The organism is Serratia sp. TMDUHS_CL, from assembly GCF_037137105.1.
GTDB classification, from domain to species: Bacteria; Pseudomonadota; Gammaproteobacteria; order Enterobacterales; family Enterobacteriaceae; genus Serratia; species Serratia nevei.
Genome location: NZ_JBBBDV010000007.1, coordinates 193,038 through 210,336, shown reverse-complemented (window position 1 = coordinate 210,336; position 17,299 = coordinate 193,038). Strand labels below are relative to the sequence as shown.

Below are 17,299 nucleotides of genomic sequence, written 5' to 3'. Positions count from 1 at the left end.
CGCAGCGTGGCCTTCTTTTTTATTTATCCCAATCGCCGGCCGATGCGCATCGCGCGGGCGACGTTGGCGGCGCTGCGCTGCAGGTTGAGTTCCCCTTGCGACAGCGCGACCGCCAGCGTACTCAGGCGCGGCAGAATACTGAACATCGCGTCGATCCCCTGCGCGTGCAGCGCCTCCGCCCCGTCCTCCACCACGCCGGCCAGCGCGATGACCGGCAGGCCGCGCGCGCGCGCCAGACGAGCGACGCCGGACAGCGCCTTGCCGCCCAGCGTTTGGCTGTCGATGCGCCCTTCGCCGGTGACCAGCAGATCGGCCTCCGCCAGCGCCTGCTCCAGGCCCAGCGCCGCCATCACGATCTCGATGCCCGGCTTCAGCGTTGCGCCGAGAAACACCTGGCAGGCGATCCCCATGCCGCCCGCCGCCCCGCCGCCGGCGACCTGTCGCACGTCGCGGCCGGTACTCTGGCGGATCACCTCGGCATACTGCGTCAGGCCCTGTTCCAACTGCGCCACCATCGCTGCCGTCGCGCCCTTCTGCGGCCCGAACACCACCGCCGCGCCACGCGGCCCCACCAGCGGATTGTCTACGTCGCAGGCGACCTCAATCCGGCACTGCCGCAGGCGCGCATCCAGCGTACTGAGATCGATTCCGCTCAGCGTCGCCAGCTCGCCGCCGCCCCACGGCAGCGCCTTGCCGTCCGGGCGGTAGAAGCGCCCGCCCAGCGCCTGCACCATGCCGACGCCGCCATCCACCGTGGCGCTGCCGCCGATGCCGAGGATCAGGTGGCGAATGCCCTGATCCAGCGCATGCAGGATCAGTTCGCCGGTACCGTAGCTGGTCGCCAGCAGCGGGTTACGGCGCTCGGCCGGCGTCAGCATTAACCCGCTGGCCGCCGCCATTTCGATCACCGCCGTCTTGCCGTCGCCGCTGACGCCGTAAAACGCCGCCACCCGTTCCCCCAGCGGCCCCGTGGCGGCCACGCTCACTTTGCGCCCGCCGGTGGCGGCCACCAGCGCGTCCACCGTGCCTTCGCCACCGTCGGCGATCGGCAGGCAGACGCACTCGGCATCGGGATAAACCTCGTGAAAGCCGCGCGCGATCGCCCGCGCCGCCCGCTCCGCGCTGACGCTTTCTTTAAATGAATCCGGTGCAATAACAATTTTCATGATGCCTCCTTTATTCGAGACGAAATAAAAAATGGCCATGCCTTCCCCCGCTGAAATAATCAGATGAGAAATGCATGGCGAAATAAAATAAAACTGTTGCCGACTATTTAATGAAGATAATGGGAAGTGTTATTTATTGACCCATTTCGCCGGCACGCTGTAGGTTAATATCGCCCCCAGTATCATCATTGTCGACAAGACGCACATCGCCGCCAAATTGCTGTGGGTCAGCTGTTTGAAATAGCCGATGATATAAGGCGAAATAAAACCGCCGATATTGGCGATGGAATTGATGAGCGCAATGCCCGCCGCGGCGCAGGTGCCGGTAAAAATGGCGTTCGGCAGGCTCCAGAACAGCGGCGACGGCACCAGGCTCGACGCCACCGCCACGCACAGCGCCGCCATCACCACGTGCTTGTTGTCCGGGAACAGGCCGATAAAGATCAGCGACACCGCGGCGATGCAGAACGGCACGATGATGTGCCAGCGCCGCTCGCGATGCTTGTCCGAACTGCGCGCGGCCACCAGCATCGCCACCACCGCCAGCATGTACGGCAGCATGGTCAGCAACCCGATATCCATCACCGAGGTCACGCCGGTGTCGCGAATGATGGTCGGAACCCAAAACGCCAGCCCGCCCTGGCCCATCACGGTGCAGAAGCAAATCAGCCACATTTTGGTGAACGCGGACGATCTCAGCATGCTTTTCATCGTCCATTCCTGCCCGCCGGCACCGCCCTGGCGCGGCGCGCTCTGCGCCATATCCTCTTTGATCAGCGCCTTCTCCTGCGGGCTGAGCCACTTGGCGCTCTGATAGGTATTATCCAGGAAACAGAAGATGACGACGGCGATCAGCAGCGCGCGCGGGCCGCTGATAAAGAACAGCCACTGCCAGCCGGAGAGGTTCATCAGGCCGTTCATGTGCTCGATGATCCACCCGCACAGCGGGCCGCCGATGATGTTGCTGACCGGGATGCCACACACGAACAGCGCGGTCATCTTGGCGCGCTGGCTGGACGGGAACCACAGCGTCAGATAGAGGATCACGCCGGGGTAGAAGCCGGCCTCCGCCAGCCCCAGCAGGAAACGCGCCAGGTAGAATTGCCAGGGATTGGTGATAAAGATGCTCAGCATCGAAATCGCCCCCCACACCACCATCAGCAGCGCGATGATCTTTCTGGCGCCGTAGCGGCTCAGCAGAATGTTACTGGGTACCCCGGCGATGATATAGCCGATGAAAAACACCCCGGCGCCCAGCCCGTAAACGGCTTCGGCCATCGAGACATTGCCGTTCAGAATATCGGGCATCATTTGAAATTTCGAAAACGAGATCCCAACCCGATCGAGATAACCGACGATATAGCTCACTAATAAAATGGGCATAATGCGCCAGGCGATTTTTCGATATAAACGGTTTTTGTCAGGGGCGGTAAGAATATCTTTATCAATAACAGCATTATCGGTTGCCATATTCAGTGTCTCCTCGGTTGGCATCCTGCTTTTTACTTTTTATTGTGCTGAATCATTTTTTATTGGATTGGCGGGGACCCTCTTTATTTATCATAAAGAGGGCGTTATTAATGTCGAACATCTCTGATTCTAACGATAAGCCGGCAAATCAAATGCCGGGGGTGCTCTTAGCCGGCCACCCGGTGGTTGCCCATGATTTCCAGCGCACGCACCAGCGCGGAGTGATCCAGCTCGCCGTCGCCATTGGCGGCGCAGACGTTGAACAGCTCCTGGCAGGTGGCGGTATTCGGCAGGCTGAGCGCCAGCGCCTTCGCGCCCTGCAGCGCCAGGTTGAGATCCTTCTGGTGCAGCGAGATGCGGAACCCCGGCGCGAACGCCCGCTTGATCATCCGCTCACCGTGCACCTCCAGAATGCGCGACGAGGCGAAACCGCCCATCAGGGCTTCGCGCACCCGGGCCGGATCGGCGCCGGCGCGCGAGGCGAAGACCAGCGCCTCGGAGACCGCTTCGATGGTCAACGCCACGATGATCTGGTTGGCGACCTTGCAGGTTTGCCCGTCGCCGTTGCCGCCGATCAGCGTGATGTTCTTGCCCATCAGCGCCAGCAGTGGCTGCACCCGTTCGAAGGTCGCTTCCTCGCCGCCCACCATGATGGTCAGCGTGCCCTGTTTGGCACCCACTTCGCCGCCGGAAACCGGCGCGTCCAGATACTGGGCGCCCAGCTGGTTGATACGCTGCGCGAATCGCTTGGTCTCCAGCGGTGAAATGGAGCTCATGTCCACCACCACTTTGCCGTTCAGCTTGCCGGCGGCGCAGCCGCGTTCACCGAACAGCACCTCTTCCACCTGCGGCGTATCCGGCACCATGATAAAGATCACGTCCGCCTCATCCGCCACCTGCTGCGGATCGCGGCAGGCGATGGCCCCTTGCTGCAACAGTGCCGCCGGCACCTCATGCCGGGTGTGGGCGTAAAGCGTGTGCCCACCCGCCAGCAGTTTTTCCGCCATCGGCGCGCCCATGATGCCCAGACCGATAAATCCCACTTTCATTTTCATCTCCTCAAGACAGGTATTTTTTAATCCATGACAGGCCGCTTTCCGTGGTGGTGAGCGGTTTGTATTCACAGCCGATCCAGCCGCGATAACCCATGCGATCCAGCTGCGCGAAGATAAACTCGCAGTTGATTTCACCGGTGCCCGGCTCGTGCCGCCCCGGATTGTCGGCGACCTGAATGTGGTCGATCTTCGCCAGCAGGCGCTCAAGGGTCTGCGTCAGCTCTCCCTCCATGCGCTGCATGTGGTAAAGGTCGTACTGCAGATACAGGTTGGGGCTGCCGATCGCCTCGATCAGTTCGATCGCCTGCCGGGAGGTTTGCAGGTAGAACTGCGGCATGTCGTAACGGTTGATCGGTTCGATCAGCAGACGGATATTCTGCCGCGCCAGAGCGTCGGCGGCGTAGCTCAGGTTCTCCTTCACCCGTTCGTCGGTGGCGTGGCGGCCGACGGCGGGATCCGGATTGCCGATCAGGCAGTTGATGCGATCGCAGCCCAGCGCCTGCGCATACTCGATCGCGCGCCCGACGCCGTCGCGGAACTCCGCTTCGCGCCCCGGCAAGCAGGCGATGCCCCGTTCGCCCGCCGCCCAGTCGCCGGCCGGCAGGTTGAACAGCACCTGGCTCAGGCGATGCGCCTCCAGTTCGCTGCGCAGCGCGGCGATCGGGTAGTCATAGGGGAACATGTATTCCACCGCGCTGAAGCCCTGCTCCTTCGCCCGGCGGAAGCGCTGCATGAAATCGACTTCGGTGAACAGCATGGACAGGTTGGCTGAAAATTTCGGCATGGTAAGGTTCCTCAACGGTAATCAAAGAAGTTGACCGAGGTCGGCGCGTCTTCCGGCGTTGCCGCCACCGGTTCGAACTCGTTGACGTTATCCAGCTCGGTGCCCATGGAAATATTGGTGACGCGCTCCAGGATGATTTCCACCACCACCGGCACCCGGTGCTGCTGCATCAGCTCCTGGGCCTGACGGAACGCTGGCGCAATCTCTTCCGGTTTGAACACCCGCAGCGCCTTGCAGCCCAGCCCTTCCGCCACCTTGACGTGATCGACGCCGTACTCGCCAATCTCCGCGTTGTTGATGTTTTCAAACGACAGCTGCACGCAGTAATCCATATCGAACCCGCGCTGCGCCTGGCGGATCAGCCCCAGATAGGCGTTGTTCACCAGCACGTGGATATAGGGCAGCTTGAACTGTGCGCCGACCGCCAGCTCTTCAATCATAAATTGGAAATCATAGTCGCCCGACAGCGCGACCACCTTGCGCTGCGGATCGGCGGCGCATACGCCCAGCGCCGCAGGCAGCGTCCAGCCCAGCGGGCCGGCCTGGCCGGCGTTGATCCAGTGACGCGGCTCGAAAACGTGCAGCATTTGCGCGGCGGCGATCTGCGACAGCCCGATGGTGGTGACGTAGCAGGCATCGCGACCAAAGGCGCGGTTCATCTCTTCATACACCCGCTGCGGCTTGACCGGCACGTTGTCGAAGTGGGTTTTGCGCAGCAGCGTTTGCTTGCGCTGCAGACAGGCAGCGCACCAGGCGTCGCGATTCGGCAACTCGCCGCGCTCGAAGCGGCGCTTTGCCGTATCCACCAGCATTTGCAGCGCAATGCGCGCGTCGGAGACGATGCCCAGATCCGGGCAGATCACCCGGCCAATCTGCGTCGGCTCAATATCGATGTGCACCACCTTGCGCCCGGCGGTGTACTTGTCTACCGAGCCGGTGTGGCGGTTGGCCCAGCGGTTGCCGATGCCGAACACCAGATCCGAATCCAGCAGGTTGGCGTTGCCGTAGCGGTGCGAGGTTTGCAGGCCCGCCATGCCCGCCATCAGCGGGTGATCGTCCGGAATGGCGCCCCAGCCCATCAAGGTCGGGATCACCGGCACGTTGCAGATCTCCGCCAGCTGCTGCAGCAGATCCGCCGCGTCGGCGTTGTGAATGCCGCCTCCGGCGATGATCAGCGGTTTTTTCGCCGCGCACAGCAGATCCAGCGCTTTGTCGATCTGCGCCTGGGTGGCCGCCGGCTTATAGGCGGGCAGTGAAGAGTAGGTGTCCGGATCAAACTCGATCTCCGCCATCTGCACGTCGAAAGGCAGGTCGATCAGCACCGGGCCCGGCCGGCCGGAGCGCATCAGGTGGAACGCCTGCTGCAGCACGCGTGGCACCAGCGCCGGTTCCTGCACGGTGACCGCCATCTTGGTCACCGGCTTGGCGATCGATTCGATGTCTACCGCCTGAAAATCTTCTTTGTGCAAACGCGCACGCGGCGCCTGGCCGGTGATGCACAGGATCGGGATCGAATCGGCGGAGGCGGAGTAAAGGCCGGTGATCATGTCGGTGCCCGCCGGGCCGGAGGTGCCGATGCACACGCCGATGTTGCCGGCGGCGGCGCGGGTGTAACCTTCCGCCATGTGCGAGGCCCCTTCCACGTGCCGCGCCAGGTAGTGTTTGATGCCGCCGTGCCGCCGCATCGCATCGTAGAACGGGTTGATCGCCGCGCCGGGCACGCCGAACGCGGTGGTGATCCCTTCTTTTTCCAGCACGTGCATTGCCGCGTCTACCGCTCGCATAATTGCCATGTGATGCTCTCCTTAATTTATTGGAAAATTTTTCCAACTTAAAATTGCGGTCAAAAAAACCCGTTTGCTCATCAAACGGGGAGTCTTGCTCCGCGCCGGTTCACCCCGGCGCGCGACGTTTACGCCTTGCTGCGCGATTCGCCCAGCGCGGCGCTGATGTCTCTGGCCACTTCACCCACCAGTTCGCCCAGCTCCTTGAACCGCTCCTTGCCGACCCGCGAACTCGGCCCGGAGATGGAGATGGCGGCGATCACGTTGTTGTTGCGATCGAAAATCGCCGAAGCCAGGCAGTTCAGGCCAAGCGCGTGCTCTTCATCGTCGATGGTGTAGCCCTGCGCCAGCGACTGATGCAGATCCTTGCGCAGCAGGTTCACGCTGGTCAGCGTCTTGGGCGTGTAGGATTGCAACCCCGAACGCACGATCAGATCCAGCATCTCCTCTTCCGCCAGCGGGTACAGCAGCGCTTTGCCGGCGCCCGAGGCGTGCAGCGGCAAGCGGCTGCCCAGCGGCGCGCACATGCGCACCATCGCCTGGCACTCGCATTGACGAATCAGCACCGCGTCGAAATTGTTGCGGATCGCCAGGTTGGCGGTCTCGCCGGACAGCAGCATCAGCCGGCGCATGAACGGCCCGGCCACCGATACCACGTCGCGATCGTTCATGTAAGCGGAACCGACGGTGAACGACTGAATGCCGATATGCCACCAGCCCAGCTGTGGATCCTGAAAGACGAATTCCGATTTCTCCAGCACTTTCAACAATCTGAAGGTGGTGGACAGCGGCAGCTCCAGCTTTTCGGACAGCACGGAAACCGACGAACTCCCCCCGGCGTTGGCCAGGTACTGGAGGATCTCCAGCCCGCGATCCAACGCCTGCGCACCTTTGGTGGCGCCGGCTTCGGTGGCGGGTCGTCCTTTCCTGCGTAATTCGGTCATTCAAGCTTCCTTTGTCAGTAACGGCATGGGTGACGCTATGATAAACGCCCTGCGCGGCGTGCGGCCAGCGCTATGCCAAAACTATGCGATACGGCTCCGGCAAGCGGCTGACCACGCAGTTGTCGGCACCTGCGCGATCGATGGTGAAAAAGTCGGTGACCTTCGCATAGGCAAACAGCGGATGGTGCCAGACATTGCGGTGATAGTTAATTCCCTGCTTGCCGTTGGTGATAAAGGCGCGCAGCGTGCCGATGGAGATGTTTTCGCCCGGTTCGGCGACGATCACCACGAAGCGTTCGCCGTTCATCGGCACAAAGGCCTGCGACGAGAGCGGATGCTTTTCCAACAGGGAAAAGGTCATCGGCAGATCGCAGGGTTCCGCCCGGTTGATGCTGGCCAGCACCCGGTTGCCATCGGACACCTCTATCTTGGCGAGATCGTGATAACGCTCGGTTTTTCCGTCATTGATATGAAAGAAACGCGAGCCCTCTATCTGCAATACATCGCCATAAGGCGCAAAGGCCGCCGGCGTTAATTCTTCGATGACTAAATCCATGTGATTCTCCAAAGCGCATGACCCAGACGACGATTGAACGGCGATATTTCACCCAACGCCTTCACTCTAGACAGCGCGTGGTGAATTTGACAGCATTTTTTTGGAAAATTTTTCCACAACAAGATCACCCGCACACTTTACGATCAAAGAGCAATATTAGTTGCTTTAAATCAATGAATTAAAAAACCGCCCAATTCATCATCGGGCAAAATGGGGCGGCGCGCGTTCATCGCTATCGGGTGATTCTGTGACCGGGATCGTGGGGTTGGGCTTTGCCGCTGCCTATCGCGCCGCAACATCAGTAGATTCTTCTCACCGATAACCGAAAAGGCGGTGTCAGCCAAGGACCCCTCATGCTGGATCACGAAACCATTCGTTCGTTTATCAAAGTTGCCGAGTGCCAAAGTTTCTCCCGCGCGGCGGAGCTGCTGCACAAAACCACCGCCACCATCAGCTACCGCATCAAAACGCTGGAGGAGAGCATCGGCACGCAGCTGTTTATCCGCACCACCCGCACCGTCAACCTGACGCCGGCCGGAGAGTATTTGCTGGAGCGCTGCCGCCAGTGGCACACCTGGCTGGACGCCATGCCGGGCGAACTGCGCCAAATCAACGACGGCGTAGAGCACCAGGTGAATATCGTTGTCAACAACCTGCTGTACGACGCCGCCGCCGTGGCCGGGCTGTTGGCCCACCTGCACGCCAAGTACCCGTTCACCCAATTTCACATTTCCCGCCAGGTGTACATGGGCGTGTGGGACGCGCTGCTGAATGAGGATTGCCATCTGGCGATCGGGGCGGCGGGCAATGAATCGCTGGAAAACAGCATCAAGGTACTGCCCCTGGGCAAGATCGATTGGGTGTTCGCCATCGCGCCGACGCACCCGCTGGCCGCCGCCGCCGATCCGCTGAACGAAACGCAGCTGCGCCCTTACGCGGCGATCAACGTCGAAGATACCGCGCGCCATTTGGCCAAGCGCACCGCCTGGCTGCTGTCGGGCCAGCAGGAGATCAAAGTGCCGGACCTGCGCACCAAGCTGGAGTGCCATCTGCGCGGTCTCGGGATCGGTTTCCTTCCGCGCCAGCTGTGCCAAACTTACCTTGATAGCGGCGAGCTGGTGGCTAAGCAGCTCAAATATCCGCGCCAGCCCTCTCCCCTGTCGCTGGCCTGGTCCGATGCTCGCGGCGGTGAGGCGGTGCGTACCCTGATCGGCCTGTTCCAGACGCGGGATCCGCTGATCGCGGGTTTGGTCAGCGCCCTGGATTAAGTCGCGGTAACGGTAGGCATTTTTCCGGCGCTGACGTAATATCTGTTTACATATGTCTGACAGGAGGTTTGCATGCTTACTTTTATTCCCATCGTGATCGTCGTCGCACTGATTGTGGTGTTCGCCGGCGTCAAAATTGTGCCGCAGGGGTTCCAATGGACGGTAGAACGCTTCGGCCGCTACACCAAAACGCTGATGCCGGGCCTGAACCTGGTGGTGCCGTTCATGGACCGCATTGGCCGCAAAATCAACATGATGGAGCAGGTGCTGGACATTCCCTCGCAGGAGGTGATTTCCCGCGATAACGCCAACGTCGCCATCGACGCGGTGTGCTTTATCCAGGTGGTCGATCCGGCGCGCGCCGCCTACGAGGTCAGCAATCTCGAACAGGCGATCGTCAACCTGACCATGACCAACTTCCGTACCGTGCTCGGCTCGATGGAGCTGGACGAAATGCTGTCGCAACGCGACAGCATCAATAGCCGCCTGCTGCACATCGTCGATGAAGCGACCAATCCGTGGGGGGTGAAAATCACCCGTATCGAGATCCGCGACGTGCGGCCACCGGCGGAACTGATCGCCTCGATGAACGCCCAGATGAAGGCCGAACGTACCAAACGCGCCGACATCCTCGAGGCGGAAGGGGTGCGCCAGGCGGCCATTCTGCGCGCCGAAGGGGAGAAGCAATCGCAGATCCTGAAGGCCGAGGGCGAACGTCAGTCGGCGTTCCTGCAGGCGGAAGCGCGTGAACGCGCCGCCGAGGCCGAGGCGCGCGCCACCCAGCTGGTGTCCGACGCCATCGCCAGCGGCAACATTCAGGCGGTGAACTACTTCGTGGCGCAGAAATACACCGACGCGCTGCAGAAGATCGGTTCCTCCAACAACAGCAAAGTGGTGATGATGCCGCTGGACGCCAGCAGCCTGCTCGGCTCGATCGGCGGCATTACCGAACTGCTGAAAGAAAGCAAAGGCAAATAATCATGCTCGAACTGATCGCGGCGAATCCGCTGTGGTTTTGGCTCTCCCTCGGGGGCGTGTTGCTGGCGGCGGAAATGCTCGGCGCCGGCGGCTACCTGCTGTGGAGCGGCGTGGCGGCGCTGTTGGTCGGCGCTCTGATCTGGCTGCTGCCGCCGCTCTCCTGGGCGTGGCAGGGCATGATCTTCGCCGTCCTGACCGTCGTCGTCGCCTACCTGTGGTGGTACTGGCTGCGCCGGCGCCCGGCGGCCGCATCCGGCGGTTCGCCGGTGCTCAACCAGCGCAACCGCCAGCTGATCGGCACCCGCGCTACGCTGACGGAGCCGATGCACAACGGTATGGGGCGCATCAATATCGGCGACAGCAGCTGGCGCGCGCAGGCGGCAGAAGATCTGCCCGCCGGCACCGAAGTGGAAGTGGTGGCGGTGGAAGGCGTCACACTGGTGATCCGCGCCCTGCCTTCATCATTGCGCTAACGAGTAAGCCGGGTTGACTCACCCCGGCTCACTCATCCTTTCAGCAGAGCCGTGTTTTACGTTTTATAATCGACCCACACTCCGCTACGCGTCGTGTAAATCTTGTTCGACAGTGGGTTGATAGTGAATAATCCGTAACCAGCGGCAGAGGTGGGAGGCAACCAATTATCTACCGTCACATTCACCCTGGGTGACGGGAAAATTATCCATCGCCCCGTAACGCCGTCAACAAAGGTAATCCGGTTAAAGTTGCCCCCTTGCACATCCAACAAAACCCCCTTCCCGGTGACCATCAGCGTCGCTAAAGAGACATCAATCAAAACCAAGCGTAATGCATCGACCGTTGTGACATCACCAACGACTCTCGTATTTTGCAGGTTTCCGCCGCCGGTAAAGCTCTTTTGCAGGTCGCAATTGGTGAGTCTTGGCATCGACGTAGAAATTACATCGCCACCGATGTAACTATTCAAAATCTTGGCGGCAGAAGAGAGCTGTAGGTTACCCGCAATATTGCCTCTGGATACTGATGAGTTATCGTCACGAATATCTACTCCCCCTACCGTTCTAACAGAATCTAAATTGACGCGGGCATTAGCCATAACCACAATGTCTTTGGCAAAGACTGTCCCTATAGCCCCCCCATTCGGAGCGGGATCACCAGGTATAATTGACACATTCGCGGTTGACGAAACATTCCCGACAGCAGTTGCCGTTGCACCGAAAGTATGAACATGCTCAACCGTGCTATTTTTAGAGGCATAGATATTAATCACGCCGGCACCGCCACCGACGGAGGAAAAGTAGCTATTCATATAGCCATATCCGTTTCTTTTTTCGGCAGAGTTGGGAGTTTCAACAGTTGCCTTGGTGACTAACGTGCCTTCTTCATGAACTTTGGCCAGCCAATTTTTTGAGCCTGATACTCGCCAAGCTTTCTCTCTACAGTCATGAGCCATTAAAGAGTTTATAGTATTGGCATTAGACTCATCAAACGTCGATCCGGTTGCAGCAGGGTAACTGGTAAAGTCGATACCGAACATCGTCTCATTGCCACAGAACAGTGCCCTGACGTCATTAAATACGTTATCAAACGTAGAAGCAAAATAGACGCCTGCGCCATTCATGTGCATTGAAGAGAGAAATTGAACTCTGGAACCTGAAAGCGTGTGCAGTTGACCATTAATCTCTTTACTCGTGTAACCATCCATATTGTAAATCGTGATGGTATCCAGATCCTGATTACCCTGAGTCGTTCCATACACTAAACCTTTTCCGTCATACTGACCATTCTGATTGAGCACGACCCAAGGCAATTTTAACCCGATATCAGTCTTTGGAGTAAATGATGAAGATTTAATGAATAAATGCAGGGCTCCAGATAAACAAGTCAGCCCACTAATATTGATAGAAGACGAAATAAATAAGCCCACTTGGGCATACGAGCCCGCTTTGGGAAACTCGCTCACCAGAGTGCATTTCTTTTCAATCGCTTTGTTTATAGCCGCCTGCAAGCTGACGGTGACATCAATATAATTTGATGTCGTTCTATCCGTAGCTTCTATCCCGTAATCATAAAGATTAACCGTGCCGGCAATCCTTTCCCAATAAAATCCGGTCGTTTGCGCAACGTGGCCGCCATCATCGGCTTTTACACCAGCAACAGAGATGAAATCACCGCCACCGTATATCCCACCGTCCTTCCACGCATTAAGCGTAACCCTGACTCCCGCTTGCGCGGGCACATAGGCTCTTAAAGCCTCAAAACTCGAGATAACAGCAAACGCGGTAGCTCGATCAGAACCGATATTCATAGAACCTCCTCTTTGAAGTCTGCGCGTCGCAATCGACACCAAGACTCTAAAACTCGGTCCTTCATAGCGCCAAAACAGCGGGTTGTGCCACACGCAGATGGACAACCCGGCGTCCGGATTATTTGGCTGCAGTCACCTGATGGCAACACCCCGCCAGGTTGTTGATGATGGGGCACTCCGCCCCCTCGTCGCCCGGGCATTGGTCGGCCAGCGCCAGCAGGCGCTGGCGCATGTCGCCCAGTTCGCTGATGTGCCTTTCGATCTCCGCCACCTTCTGCAGCGTGCGCGCCTTCACGTCCGCGCTGTGGCGGGCCGGATCGTTGAACAACGCCACCAGCTCGCGGCACTCGTCCAGGTTGAAGCCCACCTGCCGCGCCTGGCGCAGCAGCGTCAGCTCTTCAACGTGCCTGGCGGAATAGTGGCGGTAACCGTTGTCGCTGCGGATCGGGGCGGTAATCAGCGCTTTCTCTTCGTAAAAACGAATCGTCTTGCTGGTTAGCCCGGTTTTTTTCGCGACGTCGCTAATATTCATTTTCCCTCCTTGACCTTACCCTTGCTGGAAGGTTTAAGCTCCATTCTTAGTGAAAACAGGTCAGGCGGTCAACCTTTAAACACCGCCCTTTAAGCAAGGAGTTCAATCATGTCACACACCACTATGCTGGCATTGCAGGGGCTGTCCTGCATGAACTGCGCGCAGCGGGTGAAAAAAGCCCTGGAAAGCCGCAGCGATGTCGAACAGGCGGACGTTAACGTGCATTACGCCAAAGTGACCGGCGACGCGCCGGACAGCGCGCTGATCGACAGCGTGATCGCCGCCGGTTATCAGGCCGAAGTCGCGCCGCACGCCGATACCGAACTGCAGCTGAGCGGCCTGAGCTGCATGCACTGCGTCGGAACCACCCGCAAGGCGCTGGAAGCGGTGCCGGGCGTGTTCGCCGCCGACGTCGCTATCGACGGCGCGAAAGTGTACGGCGATGCCGATCCGCAGGCGCTGATCGCCGCGGTGGAAGATGCCGGCTATCACGCCAGCGTAGCGGACGCCGTCGCCCCAAAAACTGAGCCGTTGACTGACGCAACACCTTCGTTGCCGGACGTTCAGCCAGCGGCGCAATCTCCCCTTCCGGCAACCGACGGCGCGGACGACAGCGTACAGCTGCTGCTCAGCGGCATGACCTGCGCCAGCTGCGTCAATAAAGTGCAGCAGGCGCTGCAAAGCGTTCCCGGCGTAGAGCATGCGCGCGTCAACCTGGCGGAACGCAGCGCGCTGGTGACCGGCGCCGCCGATGCGCAGGCGCTGGTGGCGGCGGTGGAAAAAGCCGGCTACGGTGCCGAAATGATTCAGGATGAAACCGAACGCCGCGAGCGCCAGCAGCAGACCGCACGCGCCAACATGAAGCGCTTTAGCTGGCAGGCGGCGCTCGGTCTGGCGTTGGGTATCCCGCTGATGGCCTGGGGGCTGTTCGGCGGCAGCATGACGCTGACGCCGGAAACCCAGCGCCCCTGGCTGCTGGTCGGCGTCATCACCCTGGCGGTGATGGTGTTCGCCGGTGGGCACTTCTACCGCAACGCCTGGCGCGCGCTGATGAACGGCAGCGCCACCATGGACACCCTGGTGGCGCTCGGCACCGGCGCCGCCTGGCTTTACTCGATCGCCGTCAACATTTGGCCCGATTTCTTCCCGATGGAGGCGCGCCACCTCTATTACGAGGCCAGCGCGATGATCATCGGTTTGATCAATCTCGGCCATGCGCTGGAGCAGCGCGCCCGTCAGCGTTCTTCGCAGGCGCTGGAGCGGTTGCTGGATCTGACGCCGCCTACCGCGCGGTTGGTAACCGACGACGGCGAGCGCGATATTCCGCTGGCGGAGGTGCAGCTCGGCATGACGCTGCGGCTGACCACCGGCGATCGCGTGCCGGTCGACGGTGAAATCGTGCAGGGTGAAGTCTGGCTCGATGAAGCGATGCTGACCGGCGAAGCGGTGCCGCAGCAGAAAGGCCCCGGCGATACGGTGCATGCCGGGACGGTGGTCGACGACGGCAGCGTGCTGTTCCGCGCCGCCGCCATCGGCAGCCAAACCACGCTGGCGCGCATCATCAAACTGGTGCGCCAGGCGCAGAGCAGTAAACCGGCGATCGGCCAACTGGCCGACCGCGTCTCGGCGGTGTTCGTGCCGGCGGTAGTGGCGATCGCCCTGTTCAGCGCGGCGATGTGGTACTTCTTCGGCCCGCAGCCGCAGCTGGTCTACACGCTGGTGATCGCCACCACGGTGCTGATCATCGCCTGCCCGTGCGCATTGGGATTAGCGACGCCGATGTCGATCATCTCCGGCGTGGGCCGCGCGGCGGAGTTCGGCGTGCTGGTACGCGACGCCGATGCTCTGCAGCAGGCCAGCCAGCTGGACACCCTGGTGTTCGACAAAACCGGCACCCTGACCGAAGGGAAACCGCAGGTGGTAGAGATCCTGACCTTCAATCAGGTCAGCGAGCAGCAGGCGATCGGCTGGGCCGCCGCGCTGGAGCAAGGCTCCAACCACCCGCTGGCGCGCGCCATCATGGAACGCGCCGCCGGGCAAACGCTGCCGCAGGTCGCGCAGTTCCGCACCCTGCGCGGCGCCGGCGTCAGCGGGGAGATCGACGGCGTGCCGGTGCTGCTGGGCAACGCCGCGCTGCTGGAGCAGCATCAGGTTGCGACCGCCGAACTGGAAGCGCCGATGCGCGCCCAGGCCGAACGCGGCGTGACGCCGGTTTTGCTGGCCGTTAACGGTCAACCGGCCGCGCTGTTCGCCATTCGCGATCCGCTGCGCGAAGACAGCGTCGCGGCGCTGCAGCGCCTGCACCAGCAGGGCTATCAGCTGGTGATGCTGACCGGCGACAACCCGGTGACCGCCAACGCCATCGCCAAAGAGGCCGGCATCGATCGGGTGATTGCCGGGGTGCTGCCGGACGGTAAAGCGGCGGCGATCAAGCAGCTGCAGGCGCAGGGCCAGCGCGTGGCGATGGTCGGCGACGGCATCAACGACGCCCCGGCGCTGGCGCAGGCCGACGTGGGCATCGCGATGGGCGGCGGCAGCGACATCGCCATCGAAACCGCCGCCATCACCCTGATGCGCCACAGCCTGCACGGCGTGGCGGATTCGGTAGCGCTGTCGAAGGCCACGCTGCGCAACATGAAGCAGAACCTGTTCGGCGCCTTTATCTACAATACGCTGGGTATCCCGATCGCCGCCGGCGTGCTCTATCCGCTGACCGGCACGCTGCTCAGCCCGGTAGTGGCGGGCGCGGCGATGGCGCTGTCGTCGATTACCGTAGTCAGCAACGCCAACCGGCTGCTGCGTTTTAAACCCAGGAAGTGATCGCCGGGGCGCCGTCATGGCGCCCCGCTGTTTTCCGGGCTTTCCTGCGCGGCGGATAGCGTTTAGCATGAATGACGATTTTCCCTCGCCTTTCATGCTGAAACGCGCACCCGTTATTCAGGAGCCACGCCGTATGGGTCAACTGTTACGCCGCCTCGCCGCCTTTCTCGGCCTGATCTCGCCCAAACGTTACGCTTATCCGGCGTTGGACATCACTCTGCCGGGCGATCGTCGGCTGCATCTGGTGGGCAGCATCCATATGGGCACCGTCGATATGTCGCCGTTGCCGCCCCGGCTGGCCGCCCGGCTGCAACAGGCCGACGCGCTGATCGTCGAAGCCGATATCACCGATTCCGCCTCGCCTTTCGACCACGCCGAGCTGCAGCCGGCGCTGGAACAGCGCCTGTCCGCCGAAGAATATCAACGGCTGCTGGCGCTGTGCCATGAGCTGGGCGCCGATCCATACGCCTTCGCCACCCTGCCCGGCTGGCAGGTCGCGCTGATGATGCAGGCGCGCCAGGCTCAGCGCCTGGGGCTGCGGGCAGAGTACGGCGTGGACTATCAGCTGCTGCAGGCCGCCCGGGCGCAGGACAAACCGGTGATCGAGCTGGAAGGGGCGCAGCAGCAGCTGGCGATGCTGGAACAGCTGCCGGAAGGCGGCATTGCGCTGCTGCGCGATACGCTGGAGCACTGGCACACCAACGCGCGGCTGCTGCAAACCATGGTGAGCTGGTGGCTGGACGCCAAACCGCGCGGCACGCTGGACACCCTGCCCGCCACCTTCAGCGCCGGGCTGTACGACGTGCTGATGCACCAGCGCAATCGCGACTGGCGGCGTCAGCTGGAGGCGCTGCCGGCCGGGGACTATGTGGTGGCGGTTGGCGCATTGCACCTGTATGGCGAGGATAACCTGCCGGCGATGCTGCAGCCGCAGGGCTAAAAAAGAGGCCAATATCGCTATTGGCCAGTCAAAGAGGAATTTCTTGTATTCTAGTTATACGCATAGCAACCGTGTTAACGGTTACAGTAAACAGGGTAGCAACCCGGTGAATATCTTGGCAACCCGCTTTATGTAACAGCCGCTCAGGTTGCCGGGCAGGTCGGATTTTTGTATTTTTAAAGCTGGTTATCACCCTTCCCCCGCAGGGGACATTCTGGACAACACATCATGACGCCCGCAGTCGTTCTGCTCGAAAAACAAAAGGTCACCTTTACCCTTCATCCGTATCACCACGACAGCGACGAAACTAATTTCGGCGACGAAGCGGTGAGAAAGCTGGGGCTGGATGCCGATCGGGTTTACAAAACCTTGCTGGTGGCGCTGAACGGCGACGCCAAACACCTGGCGGTGGCGGTCACGCCGGTCGCCACCCAGCTGGATCTGAAAAAGGTCGCCCGCGCCCTCGGCGCCAAAAAGGCCGAGATGGCCGATCCGCAGCTGGCGCAGCGCGTCACCGGGTATCTGGTGGGCGGCATCAGCCCGCTGGGGCAGAAAAAACGGCTGCCGACGGTGATCGACAGCCCGGCGCAAGCGTTCGCCACCATCTACGTTTCCGGCGGCAAACGCGGGCTGAACATCGAGCTGGCCGCCGCCGATCTGTGCCGCCTGCTGGCCGGCAGCTTCGCCGACATCGCCAAGCGCGACTGACGCCGCGCGC

The 17,299-nt window shown here is 61.0% G+C and carries 15 protein-coding genes; 6 read left to right on the top strand and 9 right to left on the bottom strand.

From position 1 onward, the window contains the following. Positions 1-23: 23 nt before the first annotated feature. The 7 genes from WCL58_RS15220 to WCL58_RS15190 all read right to left on the bottom strand — a co-directional run bounded on the left by WCL58_RS15220 (position 24) and on the right by WCL58_RS15190 (position 7,759). A complete protein-coding gene (locus WCL58_RS15220; protein ID WP_336851336.1) occupies positions 24-1,166 on the bottom strand; it encodes a glycerate kinase in 1,143 nt (380 codons plus the stop codon). Between the two features lie 129 nt (positions 1,167-1,295). Continuing rightward, the gene (locus tag WCL58_RS15215) at positions 1,296-2,549 is read right to left on the bottom strand and encodes an MFS transporter (protein WP_204275857.1); all 1,254 of its coding nucleotides are present in this window, start codon (positions 2,547-2,549) and stop codon (positions 1,296-1,298) included. A gap of 254 nt (positions 2,550-2,803) precedes the next feature. Further along, positions 2,804-3,685: a 2-hydroxy-3-oxopropionate reductase gene (glxR, locus tag WCL58_RS15210; protein ID WP_033647242.1), complete on the bottom strand. Its 882-nt coding sequence runs from the start codon at positions 3,683-3,685 to the stop codon at positions 2,804-2,806. A gap of 10 nt (positions 3,686-3,695) precedes the next feature. Then, positions 3,696-4,475 (bottom strand): hydroxypyruvate isomerase, encoded by a 780-nt coding sequence (gene hyi, locus WCL58_RS15205; RefSeq protein WP_033647243.1) that lies wholly within the window; start codon positions 4,473-4,475, stop codon positions 3,696-3,698. Between the two features lie 11 nt (positions 4,476-4,486). After that, positions 4,487-6,268: a glyoxylate carboligase gene (gcl, locus tag WCL58_RS15200; RefSeq protein ID WP_033637372.1), complete on the bottom strand. Its 1,782-nt coding sequence runs from the start codon at positions 6,266-6,268 to the stop codon at positions 4,487-4,489. A 119-nt stretch (positions 6,269-6,387) separates the two neighbouring features. Continuing rightward, positions 6,388-7,203 carry an HTH-type transcriptional repressor AllR gene (gene allR / locus WCL58_RS15195; protein ID WP_038875050.1) on the bottom strand — a complete coding sequence of 272 codons (816 nt, stop codon included), beginning with the start codon at positions 7,201-7,203 and terminating at the stop codon, positions 6,388-6,390. Positions 7,204-7,273: 70 nt separating this feature from the next. Further along, the gene (locus WCL58_RS15190) at positions 7,274-7,759 is read right to left on the bottom strand and encodes an ureidoglycolate lyase (protein WP_336851335.1); all 486 of its coding nucleotides are present in this window, start codon (positions 7,757-7,759) and stop codon (positions 7,274-7,276) included. A gap of 353 nt (positions 7,760-8,112) precedes the next feature. Here WCL58_RS15190 and allS point away from each other — a divergent pair, with 353 nt between their 5' ends. From allS to WCL58_RS15175, 3 genes are all read left to right on the top strand, one after another. Further along, positions 8,113-9,027: an HTH-type transcriptional activator AllS gene (gene allS, locus WCL58_RS15185; protein ID WP_060423483.1), complete on the top strand. Its 915-nt coding sequence runs from the start codon at positions 8,113-8,115 to the stop codon at positions 9,025-9,027. Between the two features lie 72 nt (positions 9,028-9,099). Next, the gene (locus WCL58_RS15180; protein WP_004940203.1) at positions 9,100-10,005 is read left to right on the top strand and encodes an SPFH domain-containing protein; all 906 of its coding nucleotides are present in this window, start codon (positions 9,100-9,102) and stop codon (positions 10,003-10,005) included. A 2-nt stretch (positions 10,006-10,007) separates the two neighbouring features. Continuing rightward, the gene (locus tag WCL58_RS15175; protein WP_038875043.1) at positions 10,008-10,478 is read left to right on the top strand and encodes an NfeD family protein; all 471 of its coding nucleotides are present in this window, start codon (positions 10,008-10,010) and stop codon (positions 10,476-10,478) included. A 56-nt stretch (positions 10,479-10,534) separates the two neighbouring features. On the opposite strand, the gene WCL58_RS15170 is transcribed toward WCL58_RS15175, so the two are convergent. Together WCL58_RS15170 and cueR are read right to left on the bottom strand one after the other, a co-directional pair. Continuing rightward, positions 10,535-12,289, bottom strand: a complete 1,755-nt coding sequence (locus WCL58_RS15170) for a hypothetical protein (RefSeq protein ID WP_336851334.1) — start codon at positions 12,287-12,289, stop codon at positions 10,535-10,537. A gap of 118 nt (positions 12,290-12,407) precedes the next feature. Then, positions 12,408-12,821, bottom strand: coding sequence for a Cu(I)-responsive transcriptional regulator (cueR, locus tag WCL58_RS15165; protein ID WP_060423476.1), 414 nt, complete (start codon positions 12,819-12,821; stop codon positions 12,408-12,410). A gap of 108 nt (positions 12,822-12,929) precedes the next feature. On the opposite strand from cueR, the gene copA reads away from it, so the two are divergent. The 3 genes from copA to ybaK all read left to right on the top strand — a co-directional run bounded on the left by copA (position 12,930) and on the right by ybaK (position 17,289). Continuing rightward, entirely contained in the window at positions 12,930-15,641 is a 2,712-nt protein-coding gene (gene copA / locus WCL58_RS15160; RefSeq protein WP_336851333.1) for a copper-exporting P-type ATPase CopA, read from the top strand. 133 nt (positions 15,642-15,774) lie between these two features. Beyond that, positions 15,775-16,581 carry a TraB/GumN family protein gene (locus WCL58_RS15155; RefSeq protein WP_060423470.1) on the top strand — a complete coding sequence of 269 codons (807 nt, stop codon included), beginning with the start codon at positions 15,775-15,777 and terminating at the stop codon, positions 16,579-16,581. A gap of 228 nt (positions 16,582-16,809) precedes the next feature. Beyond that, positions 16,810-17,289 carry a Cys-tRNA(Pro)/Cys-tRNA(Cys) deacylase YbaK gene (gene ybaK / locus WCL58_RS15150; protein ID WP_336851332.1) on the top strand — a complete coding sequence of 160 codons (480 nt, stop codon included), beginning with the start codon at positions 16,810-16,812 and terminating at the stop codon, positions 17,287-17,289. Positions 17,290-17,299: the final 10 nt, after the last annotated feature.